This is a genomic window from Streptomyces virginiae, assembly GCF_041432505.1.
GTDB lineage: Bacteria > Actinomycetota > Actinomycetes > Streptomycetales > Streptomycetaceae > Streptomyces > Streptomyces virginiae_A.
The window spans coordinates 7,162,813-7,184,906 of the sequence record NZ_CP107871.1 but is presented as its reverse complement, the minus strand read 5'-3'; the positions used below and the strand labels follow the sequence as shown (position 1 = coordinate 7,184,906).

The 22,094-nt window shown below is 71.9% G+C and carries 16 protein-coding genes; 6 read left to right on the top strand and 10 right to left on the bottom strand.

Annotated elements, in window-relative coordinates:
- Nucleotides 1–62: 62 nt before the first annotated feature.
- From OG624_RS33220 to OG624_RS33195, 6 genes are all read right to left on the bottom strand, one after another.
- On the bottom strand, nucleotides 63–1,076 hold the full coding sequence (locus OG624_RS33220; RefSeq protein WP_033215263.1) for an agmatine deiminase family protein: 1,014 nt from the start codon (nucleotides 1,074–1,076) through the stop codon (nucleotides 63–65).
- Nucleotides 1,077–1,224: 148 nt separating this feature from the next.
- A complete protein-coding gene (locus OG624_RS33215; protein ID WP_371640155.1) occupies nucleotides 1,225–2,961 on the bottom strand; it encodes an urease subunit alpha in 1,737 nt (578 codons plus the stop codon).
- Nucleotides 2,958–3,668: an urease subunit gamma gene (gene ureA / locus OG624_RS33210; RefSeq protein ID WP_371640154.1), complete on the bottom strand. Its 711-nt coding sequence runs from the start codon at nucleotides 3,666–3,668 to the stop codon at nucleotides 2,958–2,960. The genes OG624_RS33215 and ureA overlap by 4 nt, the downstream gene beginning before the upstream one ends.
- A gap of 582 nt (nucleotides 3,669–4,250) precedes the next feature.
- Complete coding sequence (locus tag OG624_RS33205) at nucleotides 4,251–4,832, bottom strand: TetR/AcrR family transcriptional regulator (RefSeq protein ID WP_202505360.1); 582 nt, start codon at nucleotides 4,830–4,832, stop codon at nucleotides 4,251–4,253.
- Nucleotides 4,833–4,954: 122 nt separating this feature from the next.
- Complete coding sequence (locus OG624_RS33200; protein WP_371640153.1) at nucleotides 4,955–6,124, bottom strand: agmatine deiminase family protein; 1,170 nt, start codon at nucleotides 6,122–6,124, stop codon at nucleotides 4,955–4,957.
- 115 nt (nucleotides 6,125–6,239) lie between these two features.
- A complete protein-coding gene (locus OG624_RS33195) occupies nucleotides 6,240–7,970 on the bottom strand; it encodes a serine/threonine-protein kinase (RefSeq protein WP_371640152.1) in 1,731 nt (576 codons plus the stop codon).
- A gap of 115 nt (nucleotides 7,971–8,085) precedes the next feature.
- Between OG624_RS33195 and OG624_RS33190 the strand changes: the two genes are divergently transcribed.
- The 4 genes from OG624_RS33190 to OG624_RS33175 all read left to right on the top strand — a co-directional run bounded on the left by OG624_RS33190 (nucleotide 8,086) and on the right by OG624_RS33175 (nucleotide 11,524).
- Nucleotides 8,086–8,682, top strand: a complete 597-nt coding sequence (locus OG624_RS33190) for a TetR/AcrR family transcriptional regulator (protein ID WP_371588884.1) — start codon at nucleotides 8,086–8,088, stop codon at nucleotides 8,680–8,682.
- Between the two features lie 192 nt (nucleotides 8,683–8,874).
- Entirely contained in the window at nucleotides 8,875–10,032 is a 1,158-nt protein-coding gene (locus OG624_RS33185; RefSeq protein ID WP_033227156.1) for an agmatine deiminase family protein, read from the top strand.
- Between the two features lie 82 nt (nucleotides 10,033–10,114).
- Nucleotides 10,115–10,996 carry a DUF4436 family protein gene (locus OG624_RS33180; RefSeq protein ID WP_371640151.1) on the top strand — a complete coding sequence of 294 codons (882 nt, stop codon included), beginning with the start codon at nucleotides 10,115–10,117 and terminating at the stop codon, nucleotides 10,994–10,996.
- Between the two features lie 105 nt (nucleotides 10,997–11,101).
- Complete coding sequence (locus OG624_RS33175; protein ID WP_051763354.1) at nucleotides 11,102–11,524, top strand: hypothetical protein; 423 nt, start codon at nucleotides 11,102–11,104, stop codon at nucleotides 11,522–11,524.
- A 33-nt stretch (nucleotides 11,525–11,557) separates the two neighbouring features.
- On the opposite strand, the gene OG624_RS33170 is transcribed toward OG624_RS33175, so the two are convergent.
- Complete coding sequence (locus OG624_RS33170) at nucleotides 11,558–12,724, bottom strand: LuxR family transcriptional regulator (RefSeq protein ID WP_371640150.1); 1,167 nt, start codon at nucleotides 12,722–12,724, stop codon at nucleotides 11,558–11,560.
- Nucleotides 12,725–12,981: 257 nt separating this feature from the next.
- Here OG624_RS33170 and OG624_RS33165 point away from each other — a divergent pair, with 257 nt between their 5' ends.
- Nucleotides 12,982–15,723 carry a M4 family metallopeptidase gene (locus OG624_RS33165; protein WP_371640149.1) on the top strand — a complete coding sequence of 914 codons (2,742 nt, stop codon included), beginning with the start codon at nucleotides 12,982–12,984 and terminating at the stop codon, nucleotides 15,721–15,723.
- A 135-nt stretch (nucleotides 15,724–15,858) separates the two neighbouring features.
- Here the strand turns inward: OG624_RS33165 and OG624_RS33160 are convergent, their stop codons facing one another.
- Complete coding sequence (locus OG624_RS33160) at nucleotides 15,859–17,118, bottom strand: esterase/lipase family protein (RefSeq protein WP_033221466.1); 1,260 nt, start codon at nucleotides 17,116–17,118, stop codon at nucleotides 15,859–15,861.
- Nucleotides 17,119–17,348: 230 nt separating this feature from the next.
- Entirely contained in the window at nucleotides 17,349–18,641 is a 1,293-nt protein-coding gene (locus tag OG624_RS33155; RefSeq protein WP_078909370.1) for a DUF5933 domain-containing protein, read from the bottom strand.
- 345 nt (nucleotides 18,642–18,986) lie between these two features.
- Between OG624_RS33155 and OG624_RS33150 the strand changes: the two genes are divergently transcribed.
- The gene (locus tag OG624_RS33150; RefSeq protein ID WP_371593903.1) at nucleotides 18,987–20,474 is read left to right on the top strand and encodes a SulP family inorganic anion transporter; all 1,488 of its coding nucleotides are present in this window, start codon (nucleotides 18,987–18,989) and stop codon (nucleotides 20,472–20,474) included.
- A gap of 51 nt (nucleotides 20,475–20,525) precedes the next feature.
- Here OG624_RS33150 and OG624_RS33145 read toward each other — a convergent pair whose 3' ends face one another.
- Nucleotides 20,526–22,052 (bottom strand): SPFH domain-containing protein, encoded by a 1,527-nt coding sequence (locus OG624_RS33145; protein ID WP_161293699.1) that lies wholly within the window; start codon nucleotides 22,050–22,052, stop codon nucleotides 20,526–20,528.
- Between the last annotated feature and the right edge of the window lie 42 nt (nucleotides 22,053–22,094).

The window sequence follows — 22,094 nt, the reverse complement described above, 5'->3', positions numbered from 1 at the left end:
ATGCGGGGGGAGGAGCGGGCGGACCGCCGGAGCGGTCCGCCGGGAGCGGCCGGTTTCCCGGGTCAGACGGTGGTCCGCACCGCCGGGATCTGCTGGGTGATGCAGTGGACGCCGCCGCCGCCGAAGGCGATGGCAAGCGCCCGGACCCCGACGACCTTGCGGCCCGGGTAGGCCGTGGCGATCACGGCGAGGGCTTCCTCGTCCTGGGGCACTCCGGCGACCGGGACGACGACGCCGCCGTTGGCGACGTAGTAGTTGAGGTACGACACCTCGATCTCGCCGTCGGCCAGGTCGGCGAAGGCGGTCTGCGGTACCTCGATGATCTCCAGGCGGCGGCCGCGGGCGTCGGTGCTCGCCTCCAGCACGGCGCGGTTGGCGCGCATCCGGGCGTGGTCGGGGTGGTCCGGGTCGGCGGGCAGGGAGATCACGACCGTGCCGGGGGCGGCGAAGGCGCAGACCCCGTCGACGTGGCCGTCGGTCTCGGTGTCGAGCAGGCCGCCGTACGGGAGCCAGATGACCTTGGTGACGCCGAGCCGGGACCTCAGTTCGGCCTCGATCTGGTCGCGGTTCATGCCGGGGTTGCGGTTGGGGTGCAGGAGGCACTGCTCGGTGGTGATCAGCGTGCCCTCGCCGTCGACGGTGATGGCGCCGCCTTCGAGGATCATGCCGGAGGGGATCCGGTCGACCCCGAGGTGCTCCAGCAGCAGGCCGCTGATCCGGTCGTCCGAGTCGAACGGGTGGTGCTTGCGGCCCCAGGCGTTGAAGCGGAAGTCCACCCCGGCGCGGTTGCCGTCGCCGTCGAGGACGAAGAGCGGGGCGGAGTCACGGAACCAGGAGTCGTCGAGCGGCAGCTCGATGACGGTGACGCCGTCGCCGCACCGTGCGCGGGCGTCCTCGCCGAAGCCGGGCGGGGCGACCATCGTGACGGGCTCGAACGCGGCGATGGCGCGGGCGACGTTCGCGTACTCCTCCTTCACGTCGGCGAGCACGCTGCCCCACAGGTCCTCACGGGTGGGCCAGGCCATCAGACAGCCGTCGTGCTGGGACCACTCGGCGGGCATACGGAAATCGGTCATCACATGTCTCATTTCTTGCGTGGGGTGGAGTCTTCCATTCGACTGAAAATTCAGTCAAGAGTGGAGAGGTGCGTCGAGGGAGGGAGCGCGGAAGGACTGGAGGAAGCGACGAGAGGAGGCGGCGGGAGGAGGTGACGGGAGGAGGTGGCTAGAGGAAGTAGAGGCGGTTCAGGGACACCTGCTGGGCCGGCTCGGAGCGCAGGGGTTCGCCGTCGAGCGTCACGAGCCCGGTCCGGGCGTTCACGTCGACCTCGCCGAGGCGGGCGTTGGCGACCATGTCCTTCGGCCCGATGCCGCGCGTGCCTTGTACGGCGACCCGGCGGCGCCTGGTGATCAGGCCCCCGGAGGAACCCGACTCGGCGGCGGCGCGGCTGACGAAGGCGACCGAGAGATCGGCCGGCGCCGCGCCGTGCGCGCCGAACAGGGGACCGAGGACGAGCGGTTCACAGCAGTCGGTCGCGGCGTTCGGGTCGCCCGTGACCCCGTAGGCCGGGAAGCCGGACTTGAGGACCATCTGCGGCTTGGCGCCGAAGAACGGGGGGCGCCACAGGACGATGTCGGCGAGTTTGCCGACTTCGATGGAGCCGATCTCGTGGGCGAGTCCGTGGGCGATGGCGGGGTTGATGGTGAGCTTGGCGATGTAGCGCAGGACGCGGGCGTTGTCGTCGCCCTCGCCGTCGCCGTCCATCGGGCCGAGTTCGCCCTTCATCTTGGCGGCCATGGCGAAGGTGCGGCGGATCGTCTCGCCGGCGCGGCCCATGCCCTGGGCGTCGGAGGAGGTGATGCCGATCGCGCCCAGGTCGTGCAGGACGTCCTCGGCGCCCATGGTCCCGGCGCGGATCCGGTCCCGGGCCATCGCCGCGTCGCCGGGCAGGTCGGGCTTGAGGTCGTGGACCGAGACGATCATCCCGTAGTGCTCGGCGACCGCGTCCCGCCCGAACGGCAGCGTGGGATTGGTGGAGGAGCCGATGACGTTCGGCACGCCCGCCATCTTCAACACGTTCGGGACGTGTCCACCACCGCAACCCTCGATGTGGAAGGCGTGGATGGTCCGCCCTTCCAACACCCGCAGGGTGTCCTCCACCGACAGGCACTCGTTCAGACCGTCACTGTGCAGAGCCACCTGCACGTCGTGCTCCTCGGCCACCCGCAACGCCGTGTCCAAGGCCCGGGTATGGGCCCCGAGGTCTTCGTGCACCTTGAATCCGCAGGCACCGCCCTCCGCGAGGGCCTCCACGAGGGGGGCCTCGTCCGAGGAGGAACCCCGGGCGAGGAAGCCGATGTTCACCGGCCAGGCGTCGAAGGCACTGAACCCATGGCGGAGGGCCCAGGGTGAATTGACACCGACGCCCCAGCTCGGCCCGATCTCCTGGCCGATGATCGTGGTGACGCCCGCGGCGAGCGAGGCTTCCATGATGCGCGGGGAGAGCAGGTGGACGTGGGTGTCCACGGCTCCGGCGGTCGCGATCAGGCCCTCGCCCGACACGATCGTCGTGCCGGTGCCGACGACCACGTCGACCCCGTCGAGGGTGTCGGGATTACCGGCCCGACCGATCGCGTGGATCCGCCCCTCACGGATACCGATCGACACCTTGCGGATACCGAGGACGGCGTCGATCACCAGCACATTGCTGATCACCACATCACACGTCTCACGGACGGCGGCGGCCTTCAGGTGCAGGCCGTCCCGGGCCGTCTTCCCGAAACCGGCCAGGAACTCGTCGCCCGGCCGCTGCGCGTCGTGCTCCACCCGGACGGTGAGCCCGGAGTCACCCAGCCTCACCCGATCCCCGGCCCGCGGGCCGAACACGGACGCGTACTCGTGCGGATCGATGTGCCGGCCGCCCGGCGCACAGTGATCACTGTGCGGGGTCTTCTTGCTCATGCCGGGTCTCCGTCCTGGTGTTCGGCGGTGACGCCGAGGTAGCCGCAGGCCGCCGCGCGTCGCAGGGCCTCGTCCTTGGCGCCGGGTGCGTCCAGGGGCCCGTCGACCAGCCCCGCGAAGCCGATCGCGATCCGGTCGCCGCCGATGGGGACGAGGCCGACCTCGCCCTCGCCGTGGGGGTCGAACCGGACGGACGAGCCCGCGGGCACGCACAGCCGCATGCCGTAGGCGGCGGCCCGGTCGAAGTCGAGCCGCGGGTTCGCCTCGAAGAAGTGGAAGTGCGAGGTCACGCTCACCGGAACGGCGGCCGTGTTGCGCACGGTGAGGATCACTGCGGGGTCCGGAGCGGCGACCCTGTCCGAGGCGGGCAGGACCGCGCCCGGGGCGGAGTCGTCGCGCTCCTGGGCGCCGAAGGGCTCGCTGATCGCGGCCAGTCGGGTGCCGTCCTCGAAGACGGCCTCGACCTGGATCTCGGTGACGATGTCGACGACCCCCGGGAGCACGTCGTCCGGGCCGAGGACGCTACGGCCCCGCTCCAGGGCGTCGGCCAGGCGCAGCCCGTCGCGGGCCGCCTCGCACACCGTGTCCGCGATCAGGGCGGTCGCCTCGGGGACGTTGAGCCGTAGGCCACGGGCGTGCCGGGCGCGGGCCAGCTCGGCGGCGGTGAAGAGCAGCAGCCGGTCACGTTCGGTGGGGGTCAGGGGCATGACGTCCCCCGGCCGTCCCGCACGGCGCCGGGGCCGGTCGAAACCATCATGATCATTCCTTCCTCCGGAGGGCGGGCGAGGGAGCGGCCGAGGCCGGGGCGTCGTCGTCCGGATGTGTGGTGCGCGAGGCGGCGGCCCTAGGGGATGTCTTGTCGATCGGGGCGGAACAGCGAGCCCGCCCTGATCGGCAAGACACCCCCTAGGGCCGGTGGCGCGCCGGGGGACGCCTCAAGGGGTGCGTCGAGGAGTACGGGCCGACCGCGGGCCCGTGAGGTGGCACGGGCCGGCCGGCGGTCCGAAGGGGCGGGAGGTTCGGTCCGCCCTGCTCGGAATCCTCACTCTGGCATTGACTGAAAATTCAGTCAAGAGTCTGAACAGACCTGGGTCCGCAAGGAAACACAGGAGTCCGGAGGGAGACGTGTGGGTGGCGGGCAGGAGTCGAGCGGAGTGCGACCGGAGGCACGCGGGGGTGGGGACGGGGAGCGCGCGGGGGCCGGCCCGGGCCGCGCGAGGGCGGTGCGGGGAGGGGCCGGGGGCGCGGAGCGGCCCCGGCCGGTGCACGTCAGCCCCGGCGGGTGTACGTCAGCCCCGCCCGAGGCCTGCCAGTTCGGCGTCGATGGCGCCCCGCATCAGCTCGCGGGCGTGGTCGATCTTGATGCCGCCGCTCAGCCAGCGCATGCTCAGCCCCTCCAGCAGGGCGGTGAGGCGCTCGGCGGCCGCGGCGAGGGCGGAGGCCGGCACCATCGGCTGGACCTGGCCCAGCAGAGCGGCCACCTCCTGGACCCACACCAGGGTCGCCCGCGCCAGGTCCTCGCGCAGGACCTCGTCGAAGACGGCGCTCGCCCGCAGTTCGCCCCAGGCCGAGCTGTTCTCCCGTACCTCCACGGTGTCCTGGAGCTCCAGCAGGAGGGTCTCCTCCAGCTCCTCGCGCGGGGTGAGCGGCGGCTCGTCCGGGTCGCGGTCGGTGGTGTAGCGCTCGGCGCGGTCGTTGATGAACTCGAGCGTCTGGCGCAGGACGCCCGTACGGTCCTTGAAGTGGTAGTAGATCAGGGCGGTGGAGACGCCGGCCTCGGCCGCGAGTTCCTCCACGCGCAGCCCGCGTACACCGCGCCGGGCGATCACCCGGGCGGCGGCTTCGAGGATCTGAGTACTACGAGACGACATGCTCCGCACCCTACCGGGATGATCGGGTGCGTATGTACGCGGCCCGTCACCAGGAGTGCCTGACGGCGCGCGGGCCGCCCCGACGGGCGCGACCGGCCGCTCCGGCCGGGGCGGCCCGGCCATCAGAGCGCCGGCGGTGCGGCCGGGTGGGACTGGGTCGCGCAGTGGATTCCGCCGCCGCCGGAGGCGATGCCGTCGATCGGGAGCTGTTCGACGCGGTAGGACGGGTAGGCGGCCTGGAGGATGGCGTAGGCGACGCCGTCGGCGTAGCCGTCGCCGAACCGGGGAGCGATCACCGCGCCGTTCGCCGTGTAGTAGTTGGTGTAACTGGACAGGAACTCGTCGCCCCGGCCGGTGATCTCGCGCCGGTCCGGGCCGGGCAGCTCGGTGATGGACAGGCGGCGACCCCGGGCATCGGTGGCGCTCTGCAGGGCCCGCTTGGTCTCCTCGTAGACGGCCACCCACTTCTTGTCGGCGCCGGGGCCGGGCTTGTCGAGGATGACCCGGCCGGGGGCGATGAAGCGGGCCAGACAGTCGATGTGGCAGTCGGTGATGTCCTCACCGGCGAGGCCCGGCACCCAGATCACCTTGTCGATGCCGAGCGCCGACGTCATGGCCTGCTCGACCTGGGCCTGACTCATGCCCGGGTTCCGGTTGGCGTTCACCATCGAACTGACCGTGGCGAGCAGGGTGCCGTCACCGTCGGTCTCCAGCGAGCCGCCCTCGCCGACGAAGCCGGCACGGATCCGGTTCACCTCGTACTCGGCGAGGAGCGTGCGGGCCGCCGCCGCGTCGTTGGCGAAGGGCTGCGCGAACTTCGTACCGGCCTTGCCCCAGCCGTTGAAGTTGGTGTCCACACCGGCGACGGCACCCGGGGCGACGACGAAGGTGGGGCCGAAGTCGCGGATCCAGAGGTCGTCGTTGGGGATGTCGATGACCTGGATGCCGTAGTAGGCGCCCGGTCCGCACCGGTAGCGGGCATCGGCGACCTGGCCGGGGCGCGCCAGCACCACGACCGGCTCGTAGCGCGAGATCACGTGGGCCACCTCGGCTATGTCCCTGCGTACCGCCGCGAGGCCGCTGCCCCACACCGAGGAGAGGGCGGGCCAGGCCATGTACGTACGGATGTGCCGGTCGGTCTCGGCGGGCATGCGGAGCGTGCCGGTGGCGTTCGGGACGGCCGAGGCCGTCTGGACCAGCGAGGGGAGGGTGGAGCCGAGGGCTGCCAGCGGCAGGGCCGCCGCGCCGAACTGGAGCACTCGGCGGCGCGAGGTGCGGGGGTTGATATCCATGGTGACTCCCTGATGAGGAGGGGCGGGATGGACGGCATCCTTGCCTTAACTGAAAATTCAGTCAACCTTTCCCGCGTGTCGCGACGGCGCGCGGACGTGGTTCCACTTCGGGGGATCAGCTCGTGCGGAAGTGAGCGACGGCGATCGTCACGGAGCCTGCGGAGGTCGCCTCGACGAGCCGCACGATCGCGAGTTCCCGCTGGTCGGGGCTTCGTACACAGAAGGGGCGCTCCTTGGCGAGCGCCCTGAACGGCAGGGTCGTCACGGGCCGGGTCTCGATGCCTCGGGCGCAGCCGTCCGGGGTCAGCTCTCCGTTTCCGTCGGCGATGTACGCGTCGGACTCCTCGGACAGCACGAAGGCGTCGGAGCCGCGCGCGAGGTACCAGGCGGCGCTCTCGACGGGAACCACCTTCCCGGCGCGCAGGTCGAACTCGTAACCGGAATCCGGGGCGGTGAGCTCGGCCTGCGGATATCCGGGTACGTACGCGGACGCCGCAGGCCCGGAGGGGGACGCGGCGGGTTCCGTGGCGGGGGTCTCGCCCTCCTCCGGGGGGAGACCGAACCAGTAGGCGCCGCCACCGCACGCCAGCAGGGCGGCGGCCGCGAGGGCGACCACGGGCAGCCGGCTCCGGTCGCGCCGGCGGTCGCGGCGCGCCTGGGGTGTCGGGGCCGCCGGCGGCTCGGCCGGGGCCGGGTTCGGCGCCCGATGCGGGCCGGCGCCCGGGCTCGGGCTCGGGCTCGGGCTCGGGCTCGGGCTCGGGCTCGGGCTCGGGGCGTACGGCAGGGTCCCGCCCGGCCCGGGCGCCGGGTACGCGGCCGCCGCCACGGTCGCCTGGCGGTGCTCCGGTACGGGCTGCCCCCGCCGATCGGATCCGGCGGGGGCCGCACCGCCCGCGGCCGACCCGGACCCCGCCACCCCCGCGTCCGGGCCGGCGCCCGTCCGGCCCCCCACCTCCTCCAGCACCGGACGCGGCAGCCAGCCGTCGGTGAACTCCGGCCGCCGCCCCACGAGCGGGTGCGCGTGGACGGCCGCGATCAGGTCGGCGGTGGTGGGACGGTCCTGCGGACGCTTGGCCAGACACCACGACAGCAGTTCGTGCAGCTCGTGCGGGATCCGGCCGAGGTCCGGCTGCTCGTGGACCACCCGGTACAGGGCGCCGGACTCCGGCCCGTTCCCGAAGGGCGGGACCCCGCCGGCGACGAACCCGGCGAGCGCCCCGAGCGCGAAGACATCGGTCGCCGGGGTCACCGGGTGGCCCAGCGCCTGCTCCGGCGCCATGAAGGCGGCGGTACCGATCCGTAGACCCACGCCGGTCAGGGCGGCGGCGTCGGCGGCGCGCGCGATACCGAAGTCGATCACTCGGGGCCCGTCCCCCGCGATCAGCACGTTCGCCGGTTTGAGGTCCCGGTGGACGACGCCCACCCGGTGGATCTCCTGGAGGGCCTCGGCGATGCCGGCGACGAGCAGCAGCACCGTCCGCACCGGCAGCGGCCCGTGCCGCCGCACGACCTGGTGCAGCGAGGGGCCCGGCACGTAGGCCGTGGCCAACCACGGGGTGTGGTCGTCCTCGCCCGAGTCGACCACCTGCGCCGTGAAGAGGCCGTGGATCCGGCGGGCACTCGCCACCTCCTGGGCGAAGCGCTCGCGGAACTCGGGGTCCGCGGCGAACTCGCGCCGGACGGCCTTCAGCGCGATGGGCCGGCCGCCCGGCGTGTACGCCAGGTAGACCACCCCCATGCCGCCGGAGCCGAGCCGGGCGTGGAGGCGGTAGCCACCGATCTCGTGGGGGTCGTCGGCGGACAGGGCCGTGAGGGCGGACTGTACGCCGGGAAGCTGAGCGAACATGCGGTGGCTCTTTCAACGATGCGGCAATGACCTGGGCCGCATCGTGCCGCTAACTAAAGTTTCAGTCAATGTGTGACAATGCGAGACGCACACCGCCAGAAGGGAGGATCGACCGGTGTCCGATCGAAGAAGGGCCATCCTGGAGGGCGCCGCCCGGGTCATCGCCAGGCGCGGGGTCCGCGGGCTGCGGGTGAGCGATCTGGCGGCCGAGGCCGGCGTGTCGACCGCCCTGATCTACTACCACTTCAAGGACCGGACCGGCATCCTGCGGCACGCCCTGGCCTTCATCGGCGACCGGGCCGACCGCTACACGGGCGCCGCCGACGAGGTGGGCGCCGCGCCCTCGACCGTGGACCCGCACCGACTCCTGGAGCGGATCCTGCTGCTCGAATTCCAGGACCTGCCCGAGGTGCGCGAGAACAGTACGGCCTGGGGGGAGCTACGGGCCCACACGATCTTCGACCCGGAACTGCGCGACGAGCTCACCGCGGCCGGCGCGGCCTGGGTGGAGGAGGTCGCGGGCCTGCTGGCCGCGGCGTGCCCGGCCGCGCCGGGCGCCGCCGCCACCGCCGCCGCCGAGCGACTGACCGCCCTCCTGGAGGGTCTGAGCGGCCGCTGGCTGAGCGGCCTGCTGCCCGCGGCGCACGCCCGTGACCTGATGCGCGGGGCGATCGGGGTCGAGATCGGGCAGCTCGGTTCCCTCACCCCGTAAATTGACTGAAATTCCAGTCAGTGCAACAGTGGACGACATCCGGCCGCACCATCTACCCGTGCGTATCGGACGTTCTCGGTGCAAAGCGTGCACCCTTTGGATAGGGCCCGGCCCGCCGGCCTGTGCCACGCCTCCCGTGCCCGCCCTGGCCGGATGCCCCTCGCTCCGCCAGCACACGATCGGAGTCCCCTCGTGTCGTTCACTCCCCCCACCCGCCGGTCCGTCCTCCGTACCTTCGCCGGGATCGGCGCCGCCGTCTTCGGCGCGGCTGCCTGCGGTCCCGCCGAATCCGGCAAGCAGCCCGGAGCCGGCGGCTCCCCCCAGCCAGCCGCGGACGGAAAGCGCCGGTTCGGCGCCGAGTGGGAGAGCCACACCCGCACCTTCATGTCCTGGCCGGCCCTCGCCTCGGTCTGGGAGCAGGACCTGCCCTACGTACGCGAGGACATCGCCCGGATCGCACGGGCCGTCGGCGACTACGAAGAAGTGATCATGATGGCCCGGCCCGACCAGGTGAGCGCGGCCCAGAAGGCCGTCGGCTCCCAGGTCGAGGTGATCCCGCTGGCCGTCGACGACCTGTGGGCCCGCGACACCGTCCCCGTGTTCGTCGAGGAGGGGGCAAAAGTCGTCGGCGTCGACTTCAACTTCAACGGCTGGGGCAACAAGCAGGAGCACACGAACGACGCCCAGGTGGGACGCCTGCTGCTGGAGAAGTACCGGATCCCCCGGGTCCAGGCCCCGCTCGTCGCCGAGGGCGGCTCCTTCGAGACCGACGGCGAGGGCACCTTGATGGTCACCGAGAGCTCGATCGTCAACGACAACCGCAACAAGGGGAAGTCCCGGGACACCATCGAGGCCGAGCTCAAGCAGACCCTGGGCGTCCAGAAGGTCATCTGGCTGGCCGGCGTACGCGGCGAGGACATCACCGACGCACACGTCGACAGCCTCGTACGCTTCACCGCCCCCGGAGTGGTCCTGCTGGACCGCGCCCACCCCAGCACCCCGCCGGACTCCTGGTCCCGCTCCGCCGACCAGGCGAAGTCCGTCCTGTCGAAGTCGACGGACGCCCGCGGCCGCCGCTTCGAGGTCATCGACCTGCCCCAGCCCGACCTGAACCGGATCACGGGCGAGGGCGACGACTTCGTCTCCACCTACGCCAACTTCTACGTCGCCAACGACTCGGTGTTCATGCCGCAGTTCGGGGACCGCAAGGCGGACGACCGCGCCCGCGGCATCCTGCGGGAGCACTTCCCCAAGCGGGACGTCGTCATGGTGAAGATCGACACCATCGCCTCGGGCGGCGGCGGCATCCACTGCTCGACCCACGACCAGCCCGGCAAGCCCGCCGCCTGACGCCTGATCCGTCCGCGGCCACCCCCGGCACACCCCGGACCGCCCCGCCCCGCGCGCCGTACCCCGCACCACCGGAGCCACCTTGTCGAACTCCCACCGCCCCGCACGACCCGCGCGCCACGTCCCGCTGCTGCCGGGCCTGGTCCTGATCGCCATCGTGGCGGCGGTCACCGTGGGAGCGTGGCTCCAGTTCGGGGAACGCCAGGCCCTGGACACGGTGTACACGGCGGGGCGCGCCGATCGGGACCGCGTCGACATCGACGCCACGATCCAGCGCGTCGACGCCGCGGGCCGCGAGATGACCTTGCGCGTCCTGGTCACCCCTCGGGGCGCCCTGGCCGAGGCCGACGGGGTCTCCCCCACCGAGGACCTCACCGTCCTGACGTCCACCGCCACCCGGGGCGACCTCGCCTTCAAGGCCCACCAGCGCATCGCCACGACGGACGTGCCGGTGGCCCTGACGGGCGGCTCGATCACGGACTACCCGTTCGACACCTACGGGGCGGACGTCGAGTTCGGTGCGGTGCTCGGCGGGGAGAAGGTCCCGGTCCGCGTGACGCTCTCCAACAACGACGTCCTCTTCTCGGCGACGGTCGACGCCTCGACGACGCAGGGCATCGCGGTCCTCGACATCGGCCTGGCGCGGTCCAACAGCGTCTTCATCTTCGCGATCTTCATGATGCTCGCCATGTGGGCGCTCGCCGTCTCGGTCCTGATCGGCGGCTGGTACCTGGTCACCCGGCGCAAGGGCCTGACCTGGCCCGCCCTCGGCTGGATGGCCGCGACCCTCTTCGCGCTGGCCGCCTTCCGCAACACGGCCCCGGGCTCCCCGCCCATCGGCTGCCTGCTCGACTACATCGCGTTCCTCTGGGCGGAGACGGTCATCGCGTTCTGCCTCATCACGGTGGTCATCACCGGCATCCGCGCCGAACCCCCGGCGACGACGCCCACGGACGCCCCCTAGGGCCGTGGAACGCGCCGCGCCCCACGGCCCTCTTCGACGGTACAGAGGATCCGGGGAGGGATCACATGGTCCATCGGGCGGTTCGGCATCCTGTGCCCCGGCGCGATGTTCGGTGCCCCGGTCCGCCCGGGCAGCACCGTCACCGTCCTCCTCGGCGACGACGACGCCGTGCCCGGCGAGGACTCGCTCGTCGCCACGTCCCCGGCCTTCACCGAGGACGTGCGCATCCGCACGGACGGACCGGACGACCCGTTGTGCAAGTGCGACGACGGCACCACCCTCCACACCGGGCACACGACGCTGCGCGACGACCTTCCGCCGGGGACCTACCCGCTCACCGTGGTCGGCCACCACGGCCTCGAGACGCACACCGCGCAGATCGTCCTCGCGGGCGAGCCCGTTGCCACCGGCGTCCCCTGGGCGGTCCGGGGTGGTCTCGCCGCCGTGCTCGTCGCCCTGGCCGGTGCGGGCGCTCTGCTCCGGCGCCGCCGCCGGACCACCGACGGCAGCCGGAGCGGGACGGCCTGACCCGCTCCGACGGCCGCGGTCGGTGAGGTCCGCTCAACGGCGCCGTGCCGGGTCCACCGCCTCGCCGCCGCGCAGCTCACGGCACGGGCCGGGCTCGGGGTGGAGCGGGCGTAGCAGGAGATCGTGGGGTGCGGCCCGCCCCATGGACCGACCCGCGGCCGAACCCGCGGCCGAACCCGCGGCCGAAGCGGCGGCCGGACCGGAGGCGCCGGACCCCGTGAAGTGACCTCCTGGCCCCCCTGCCTCGCCGTCCGGGTCGGGGTGCGGCTGCAGCCAGCCGCGGATGGCGGCCTGGACACCGGCCTGGAAGCGGGTGTCGGCACCGAGTTCCTCCAGCATGCGGGTGATCCGCCGGCGCGCGGTGTGCACGTGCACACCGAGCCGGCGGGCGATGGTCTCGTCCTTCAGACCGGACGCGAGCAGCCCGAGCAGTTCCCGCTGGTCCGCGACGAGCGGGCTGCCAGGGCTGCCCACGGGGGTGGCGCGCGCCCACAGGGACTCGAACAGGGGCAGCGCGGCCCGGTGCACCAGGGAATCGCCGAACACCAGGGCAGCCCCGTCGACTCCCCCGGCTCCGTCCACCCCGTCGGCTCCGTCGTCGGTGCCGGGTTGCGGGGGCAGCAGGCAGGTACGCCGGTCCACGAGGATCAGGCCTGTGGGCAGGCGCCGGCCGATCCGGGCCTGGAGGCCGAGTCCGGTGAGGGCGATCAGCTCCTTCGCCCGGTCCGGGAAGTCGGTGCCCCGCCGGTCGGTGACGGTCCGTACGACGACGCCGCGCGCCAGCAGGTGGCGTATGCGGTCCCAGCCGACCGCCCCGACCGCCCCGGCGGCCCCGGCCTCGGCCTCCTCCCGTCCGGGAGCCTCCGGTGCTCTTGCGGTGCGGTCGAGGATCAGCACCTCGGTCTCCGCGGTGTCGAGCAGGGTGTCGAGGCGGGCCCGGGCCGCTTCGGTGCCGGTGAGGATCTCGATGCCGGCCGGCGCGTCGGGGGGTGGCGCGGGCTGCGGCGGGAGCCGGTGGGCCAGTCGGTCGGCGTAGGAGCGCAGGGAGTTGAGGTCGGCCGACTCCTGGTGCAGGAGGGCTTGCCTGCGCTGGATGAGTACGCGCAGCACGGAGGCCGGATCCGCGGCCGTGTGCGTCACCGGCCGGCTGTCTTCCTGCGTGCGGGCCGGAGTCCTGTCGTGCGGGTCGGTTTCGATCATGCCGGGGATTTTGACCGCCTTCACAGAGCCCCCACAAGTGTGCATGGCCACTTCTGAGGGGGTCCGGGCTCTGTTCGGGAGCCGTCCGCCCCGCTTGCATGGCGGCAACTCACAGCAATGCATCAGGCACTCATGGTTGAGGAGACCCCTTGCCCGAGCTCAGCGCAGGTTCTACGGCATCCACCCCTGCCGCACGAAAGATATGGCGGAAAGACCTCCGCTCCGCCGGAGCGATCGCGGTTCTGCTGGCCGCCGCAATGACCTTGCAGGCGTCGCCGGCGTGGGCTGCCGACCCCGGCCCCTCGAACGCGTTACCCGGCCAGGACACCGCGACCCCGGTGCTCGTCGAGGGCATACGGGAGCCCGTGGACGCCAAGGCCGCCCCGGCCGACGCGGCACGGCAGCACCTCGCCGCGAACAAGGGCCGCTACAAGATCCCCCGGGCGGGCAGCGACCTCGTCCCCATGGCGGCGACGGCCACCGGGTCCAAGGACGAGACGGTCCGGCTGCAGCAGAAGCACCGCGGTGTCCCCGTCCTGGGCGGCCAGTACGTCGTGCGCATGCAGAAGCAGGACGGCAAGCGCGTGGTCACCGGCACCTCGGGGCACTACTTCACCGCCCTCACCACCGGCGTGACCCCCCAGGTCGCCGAGGACGTCGCGGTCCGCCGCGCGGTGGCCGCCACGGCCCGCCGGCTGGGAGCGGCTCTCGACAAGGGCCAGGCACCGCGGTCCGAGTCCGGTGATCCTGCGGCCACCGGCATGACCGGTGAGGCCAAGGGGCTCGTCGTCCTGCCCAAGGGGGCCGGCGTCCTCGCCTACCGCGTCACGGTGCGCGGCACCGCGCCCGGCACCGGGGCGCCGGTCGTGGACGAGGTGTACGTGGACGCCCGCTCGGGCTACCCGGCGCTCCAGTACAGCGCGCTGAAGACGATGGCGGCCCCCGCGGCCTCGGCGGCCGGTGAGTTCGCCGAGAGCCCGACGGCGGACGGCCCGCCGGCCGCTCCCGCGAACCTGGTCCCGGAAACCGGGTCCGGGGCCCGACTCAGCGGCGCCGCGGCCTCGCTGGACATCGCCTACGACCCGGCGGCCGGCAGCTACCTCCTCGCGGACGCGGGCCGTATGCGCGCCACGAGCAAGAGCCTGCTGTCCACGTGGGACGCCCGTGGCAAGTCGGTGTCGGAGACCTCGGGCAGGTGGCCCTCCGGCATCTCGATGTTCTCCTCCCCGAACACCTCCTTCGGCGCGGCGGCGACGGACTCGGGAGCCGTGGACGCCCACTGGAACGCGGGCCAAGTCTACGACTTCTACAAGAAGAACCTCGGGCGCGACAGCCTCGACGGGAACGGCGGGGCCGTCAACTCCCTGGTCGGCGTGACGTACTACGGCCAGCCGTACGCCAACGCGTTCTGGGACGGCACCAAGATGGTCTACGGCATCGGGGACAAGGAGTTCAAGCCGATGTCGGCCGACACGGACGTCGTCGGCCACGAGATGACCCACGGCGTCATCGAGCACACGGCGAATCTCGTCTACGCGGGCCAGTCCGGCGCCCTGAACGAGGCCCTGGCCGACTACTTCGGCAACGCGATCGACGTCACCGCGAACGGCACGCCGATGGGTGATCCGACCGCCGGCCTGATCGGCGAGGACCTGTGCCGCACCAAGGCGGCCGCCGACTGCGCCCTGCGCGACCTCAACGACGGGGCCACCACCTCGAAGAGCTTCCTGGGCGTGTCGTTCGCCACCGACAACGGCGGCGTGCACCTGAACTCGACGATCTTCTCCGGCGCGCTGTGGGACATGCGTGAGGACCTGGGCGGCGCCCTGGCGGACAAGATCGTGTACAAGGCCGTCACCGAGTACATGACGCCGATCGACGGGTTCACCGAGGCCCGGGGCGCGGTGCTCGCGGCGGCCAAGGCACTGGGCGCGACCGCCGGCCAGCAGAACGCGGTCAAGCGGTCGTTCAACGCCCACGGCATCGTCCCCGGTTGGGAGCAGGCCCTCGGCGTCGACACCGACACCCTCTTCGGCAAGCTGAACACCACCGACTCCGGAGTGGGCGCGGGCGGCGGCTGGTGGACGGCCTCCAAGTCCAACGACGACGGCTCCGAGCCCTACTCGGTGTACGCCGGCCGCCTGGACGGCAAGGGCGCCCCGAAGGTGATCAGCCCCAACGACGGCCGCTACCACACCGCCCCGGCGACGGACGGCAAGACCGTGGTGTGGACGGCGTACGGCCCGACCTCGGTCGACGTCCTCTCCCGCCCCGTGGCGGGCGGCCCGATCAAGACCCTGTACAGCTCCATGACCGGCGTCGCGGGCCTGCGGGTGGAGAAGAACACGGTCGTGTTCGAGGAGTACGACATCCTCGGCGGCCGGCACGTCGGCTACCTGCGCCCCACCGACAAGGCCCCGGTCTTCACCGACGGGAAGAGGTGGAACACCCTGACCGCGCTCCCCTCCATCAGTGACAACAAGATCGCCTACGCGAAGCTCTACCCGGAGGCCGGTTCCTACCGGCTGGGCGTGGAGGTCGTCGACCTCGCCACCGGCAAGGCGGTCATGACGGAGCAGCTCGACGAGCCGGTGAGCCTCGGGCAGACCGGTATCAACGGCAAGAACGTGTTCTGGCTGGCCGACACCGACGAGAGCGACGGCGGTCTGACGTCGGTCATCAGCTCCGGCCTGGACGGCCGCGGCGCCTTCATCGTCAGCAGCGAGCACAAGCCGGGCGCCTTCATCGCCTCCGACCTGACGGTCTCGCAGGACGCGCTGACGCTCGTCGCCCAGACGCCCGACACGCGCTACCGCAACGAAACACTGCCCAAGCTGTGGCAGCTGACCACCGACGGCTCCCGCCGCGAACGGGTCTCCTGCAACCGTGGTGAGCAGAGCTACCCGGCGGCGGGCGCGGGCCGCCAGGTCACCTGGCTGGACGCGACCACCGGCTCCACCGACCTGGTGGTCCGGGAGCGACCGGCCGGCACCTGCTGATCCCTCCCACCGAGCGACGGGGCCGACAGCTGCACCGTCGGCCCCGTCCGCGTGCCGCGATCGTGCCGACCCGTGCCGGGAGTGCCCGTGGGCCGCACGGACGGGTTCGTCCGTGCGGCCCACGACGCCCTGCGGTCAGTCGGTCGCGACGATCTCGTTCACGATCCACGCGCCGAGTTCTTCGGTCATGGTGGTGTGTCCCTCGTTGCGGCTCGCGCAGAGGAAGGCGTCGAGTGCGCTGTGCTCCGGTGTGATCGGTCGGTAGAGCGCCTTCGGGGTGTCGATGTCACCGGCCGCGACGGCGCTGATGCTGGGGATGAAACAGGACGTCGCGATGACGTCCGGGTCGACGGTGTTGCCGAGGAGAGCCATGAGGAGGCCGGCCAGGCCGAAGCTGCCCGGGTCGCCCGCAGGGGACGGCATGGTGAACAGACCGCCGGGAGCACCGTCGATGTCGGGCAGCCCACCGGTGCGGACCGAGGTCGGCTCCTCGCCCGTCTTCTGCAGGCGGGCGACCACCTGCTCGCCCTGCGCCTGGGTCTTGAGCCATGTGTCGCGCAGCGTTCCGCCGTCGCACCTCACCGCGGTCGCGTCGGCCTTGACGCCGTTGCCGGCGCCGGTGTCCACTCCGTTGGCGACGCCGATCCTCCGGACGTTGCGCGGCCATCCGCCGAATTCGTCGAGCTTGCGCAGGAACTCCGACCGCTCCGGTGCCTGCTCGGGGGTGTCCGTGGCCTTCGCGATGTGCCAGCGCGCCATCTGCTTCGCGGCGGGGCTGTTGAGCAGTCCGGAGAACTGGCGCAGGACAGGCCCGATACCGTCCGCGTCTCCCCACTTGTCCGTCGCGTAGTGGGTGAAGGCCTGCAGGGCGACGGGGAACCATGCGCCCTGGTGGGGAGTGTCGTAGGAGAAATAGGTGGACGTCTCGTGGTCGGGCAGCGAGGGGTCGTGCTCCATCTTGGCCAGCGCGTAGCGGGTGACCAGTCCGCCCATGCTGAAGCCGCCCACGGCCAGCTTCGCCCGGCCGACCCGCTCGGCGACGGCCCGGCGGACGCAGTCGATGACGGTGTCGGCGTTGGTCGTGATCGACGCCGTCCGGTCGGTGTAGCCGAGGATGATCACGTCTCGGCCGGTCGCGTGGAGTTCGGAGATGAAGCGGTGGTCGCCGTTCTCCTCCAGGCCGTGCCAGAGCTGGTCGAGGTCGCTCGATCCGCCGGAGAAGCCGTCCGAGAGGATGACGGGCCGGATGAGCTGCCTGCGGTTCAGCGGGCTGTAGTAGACCCAGGCCGTTCCGCCGGCGAGGTTCCACTCGTCATGCGGTTCGGGCGCGGGCGGGTACGAGGAGCGGGTCCCGGGGGCGACCGGTCCCCAGACGTCTACGACAGGGGTGGACATGATCAGCTGACTCCTTGCGCAGTTCATGTGCTCGCCGAATGGACGGTCCCGTTCCGCCTCTTGGCAAGATCACGACCGCCCGCCCATGATTACAGAACGCAAGGATTCAATTACCGAGCGTGCGCAATGTTGCGAAACACCTTGCGCACCTCTGTTCACACTGCTCTCTGCAGCACCGTCAACAACTTCCGTAACGCGCTCCGGCGCCGCGGACGGCCGTCACCCCGGGCTCAGACCAGTTCGGGCTGCTGCTCGCGTCGCGGTTCCGGCACCCGCGCTCCCGCGGCGGCCGCGTCCTGCCGTTCCCACAGCCGGGTGGTCCGGACGTAGCCGTAGATCACCGAGCCCATCGCCAGGAGCAGCAGCGGCCCGAACACCCACGGGTACGCGGCCAGCTGCGTCGACAGATAGCGGTACGAGACCAGGTACGCGACGAACACCGCGAAGCCGTAGCCGGTCAGCAGGACGCCGGGGCGGTCCCAGCCGCGGGCGAGCGAGCGCAGCCCCGTCTCGATCGTGACCGTGAAGACCACACCGGCGATGATGTCCGCCCCGTAGTGGTAGCCGAAGCCCAGCGTGGCGCCGAGCGTGGCGATCAGCCAGAAGGTGCCGGCGTAGCGCAGCGCCCGCGGAGCCTTGCGGGAGTGGATGAAGATCGCGGTGGCCCATGCCGTGTGCAGGCTGGGCATGCAGTTGCGCGGGGTGATCTCGTCGAAGGGCATCGGGCCGGGGGCACCGAGCGGTGGCGGGGTGTTCGGCCAGAGGTCGGCCAGCGCCCACTGTCCGCCGTCGGCGCCGTACGCGAAGATCGGCCCGACCACCGGGAAGATCATGTAGATGCCCGGTCCGAGCAGGCCGATGACCAGGAAGGTGCGCACCAGGTGGTGGCTCGGGAAGCGGCGCAGGGTCGCCACGTGGCGCAGCTGGTACAGCGCGACGGCGACCGCGGCCACCGCGAGCTGGATGTAGACGAACTCCAGGACGCGGAAGCCGACCGGGCCGGTGGCCTCGACGAGCCGGCCCACCACCCACGAGGGGTTGCCCAGGGCGTGGTCGGCGGTCGCCACGTACTGGTCGAGGACCGTCGGGCGGGTCTCGGAGGTGATGAACAGCCAGGTGTAGCCGGTCTTGCGGCCGGTCACCAGCAGCAGGGCCAGTCCCACGCCCTTGAGCAGCAGGAGGCGTTCGTTGCCGGTCCGGCGGGTGACGGCGATGACGGCCCAGGCCAAGGTGACCCACAGCGCGCCGGTGCCGAACATCATCTGGGCGCCGACCGCCCACCGTACGAGCCAGAGGACGAGGTCGATGCCGATCGCGGCGGCGAGCCCGATGAACCGCTGCCGCCAGGTGAGCACCACCATCATCAGCGCCATGCTGGCGTACAGCACGGTCCCCGACTTGGGGGCGAAGATCACCTCTCGCGCCTGGGCGGTGATCGGGCCCGGTACGTCGTACCAGCGCGCGGCCAGCTCAAGTGCGACGAGGAATCCGACGGCGATCACGCTCGCCACGGCCCAGAGCAGGGCCCGCGGTCGAGGCCGCTCGGCGGGGCTGGTGCCGCCGCCTATTCGAGAGAGAACCCGCGATATCGTTGATGTCAATTTCCGGCCGCTTATCGTGGTCCAACGTGAACATTGTCAGGTCGAACATGTTAACGGAGTGGGCAGGTTTGATTGAGCGTGGGTGCGCCGGAGGGTTGGCCCGGGTACCCGCCACGGTCGGGGTGACCTGAGCGGAGAATTCCGCTCCGCCTGGTGTCGGCGTCCGCCTCGCGCGCGACGGGCGGCCCGGGGCCGGGCTGTACCTTGGGGCGTTCCCCCTCCCCGTACACCCGTCCGACAGGTCTGCTCCCCTTGTCCCACTCCGCCGTGTCCTCATCCGCGCGACCGCGCGGCTTCCGCCCGTCCTGGCTTTCGCCGAAGGTGCTGCGCACCGAGGTGCTGGGTGGGCTGGTGGTCGCTCTGGCGCTGATCCCGGAGGCGATCTCCTTCTCGATCATCGCCGGAGTGGATCCGGCGATCGGCCTGTTCGCCTCGTTCACCATGGCCGTCACCATCTCCGTCGTCGGCGGGCGGCCCGCGATGATCTCCGCCGCCACCGGTGCGGTGGCCCTGGTGATCGCACCGCTGAACCGGGAGCACGGGTTCGGGTACCTGGTCGCGGCGGTGATCCTGGCCGGGGTGTTCCAGATGGCGCTCGGCGCGCTGGGTGTGGGCCGGCTGATGCGGTTCATCCCGCGCTCGGTGATGGTCGGCTTCGTGAACTCGCTCGCCATCCTGGTCTTCATGGCCCAGGTGCCGGAGCTGCGGAACGTACCGTGGGCCGTGTATCCGCTGCTGGCGGCCGGACTGGCGCTCCTGGTGCTGTTCCCGAGGATCACCACCGCCGTGCCGGCCCCGCTGGTGGCGATCGTCGCCCTCACGGTAATCACCGTCGCGGCGGGGATCGCGGTACCGACCGTCGGGGACAAGGGCGCGCTGCCCTCCTCGCTCCCGGTGCCCGGGCTGCCCGACGTACCGTTCACGCTCGACACCCTGACCACCATCGCCCCGTACGCCTTCGCCATGGCACTCGTCGGGCTGATGGAGTCGCTGATGACGGCGAAGCTGGTCGACGAGATCACCGACACCCGATCGTCCAAGACCCGGGAGGCCGTCGGACAGGGCGTCGCGAACATCGTGACCGGCTTCCTCGGCGGCATGGGTGGCTGCGCGATGATCGGCCAGACCATGATCAACGTGAAGGTCTCCGGCGCCCGGACCCGGCTCTCCACCTTCCTCGCGGGCGTGTTCCTGATGGTGCTGTGCATCGTCTTCGGCCCGGTCGTCTCCGACATCCCGATGGCCGCCCTGGTCGCCGTCATGGTCATGGTCTGCTTCGCGACCTTCGACTGGCATTCCGTCGCGCCCGCGACGCTCCGACGGATGCCGGCGGGCGAGATCACCGTCATGGTGCTGACCGTGGTCTGTGTGGTGGCCACCCACAACCTCGCCGTGGGCGTCGTGGCGGGATCCGTCACCGCGGTGGTCGTATTCGCCAAGCGCGTCGCCACGCTCGCCGATGTCACCGCGGTCACCGACCCGGACGGCGGCCGGGTCGTCTACACCGTCACCGGAGAGCTGTTCTTCGCCTCCTCCAACGAGCTCGTGGGCCGCTTCGACTACGCGGGCGACCCGGCCGAGGTCGTCATCGACCTGTCCGCCGCGCACATCTGGGACGCCTCCTCGGTCGCCGCGCTGGACGCGATCGAGCACCGGTACGCACAACGCGGCAAGAGCGTCCGGATCACGGGGCTGAACGAGCCCAGTGCCCGTCTGCACCGGACCCTCAGCGGCGAACTCGCCGCCACCGGCTGACCGCGGATCCTCGGGAGGCGCGGGACGGCCCGGCGACGGCGGCGCCCCGCGTCAGTCGCTGATCGCGATCTTGCCGTTGACCGGGACCGGCTCGGGGGCGGGCGTCGCCGACCTGCTCGCGGCGAAGCCCTTGAGGAGCTGGGTCAGGTCGACGCCCGTGGTGGAGCCGAGCAGCTCCATGCCCTGGGCGACGTTGTCGGCGACGGTGCGGGACAAGCGGTTCGCGCCGTCGGTGGAGATGACGGTCATCTTGTCGATGGCGGCGAGCGGTTCGGCCGCCTTGGCGACCACCTGCGGGAGCACCTCGACCAGCATCTGGACCATCGCCGCCTCGCCGTAGCTCTCGAAGGCGTCGGCCTTCTTCTGCATCGCCTCGGCCTCGGCCGCGCCCTTGGCCGCGATCGCCGCCGCCTCCGCGTCGCCCTCCAGGCGTACCGCGTCGGCGATGGCCGCACGGCGGGCGCGTTCGGCCTCACCGCGCTTGGCGCCCTCGATGGCCTCGGCCTCGGCGAGGGCGGAGCGGCGCTGCTTCTCGCCCTCACCCGTCAGACGGGCCCGCTCGGCCTCCGCCTGGGCGGCGGCGATGGCGGCGAGGCGCTCGGCCTCGGCCTGCTTCACGCGGGCCACGCGCAGCGCCTCGGCCTCCTGCTCCGCCTGGTAGCGGCGGGCATCGGCCGGCTTGCGGACCTCGGTGTCGAGCTGTCGGTCGGTCAGCGCGGCCTGCCGTTCGGCCACCTTCTCCTGCTCGGCCAGGATCTGCTGCTGCCGGTCGGCGTCGGCCAGCGGGCCGGCGGCGTTCGCCTGGGCGGCGGCGGCGTCGGTCTCGGCCTTGATCTCGGCCTGGCGCAGGTACAGGGTGCGCTGCGCGACCGCGATCTCCTCCTCGGCCTTCAGCCGGGCCTGTTCGGCGGCCCGGCGGGCGTTGGCCTCGGCGATGTCGGCCTCCTGCTTGGCGCGGGCGGCCTCGGGGCGGCCGAGGTCCTCCAGGTAGGAGCCCTCGGTGGTGATGTCCTGGATCTGGAAGGCGTCCAGGACCAGGCCCTGCCCGGAGAGGCTGGCCTCGGCCTCCTCCGCGACCTGCCCGGCGAAGGCGGCCCGGTCGCGGATGATGTCCTCGACCGACATCCGGCCGACGATGGCCCGCAGGGCGCCGGAGAGCACTTCCTGGGTGAAGCCGACGATGCCGTCCTGCTGCTGGAGGAAACGCTGGGCGGCGGCGCGGATGGCGTCCTCGTTGCCGCCGACCTTGACGATCGCCACGCCTTCGAGGTTCGCCTTGATGCCGCGCAGGGTGACCGCTCCGCGCACGGCGATCGGGATGTGCCGGCTGGACAGGTCGAGGGTGTAGCGCTGCTGGACGAAGGGCACGACGAACACCCCGCCGCCGACCACGACCTTCTGACCGCTGGTGTCGGTGAAGATCTGTCCGGTGGCCGGATCGGTGGACTTCTTGCCGCGTCGGCCCGTGATGAGGAAGGCCTCGCTGGGACCTGCGACCTTGTAACGGGTGACGACGACCAGTGCGAGCAGCACGAGGAGTACGACCACTCCCACGACCGGAACGACGACTGAACTCATGGTGGATCCCCCCTGCCCGCGCTCACGAGGGCAGATCGATGG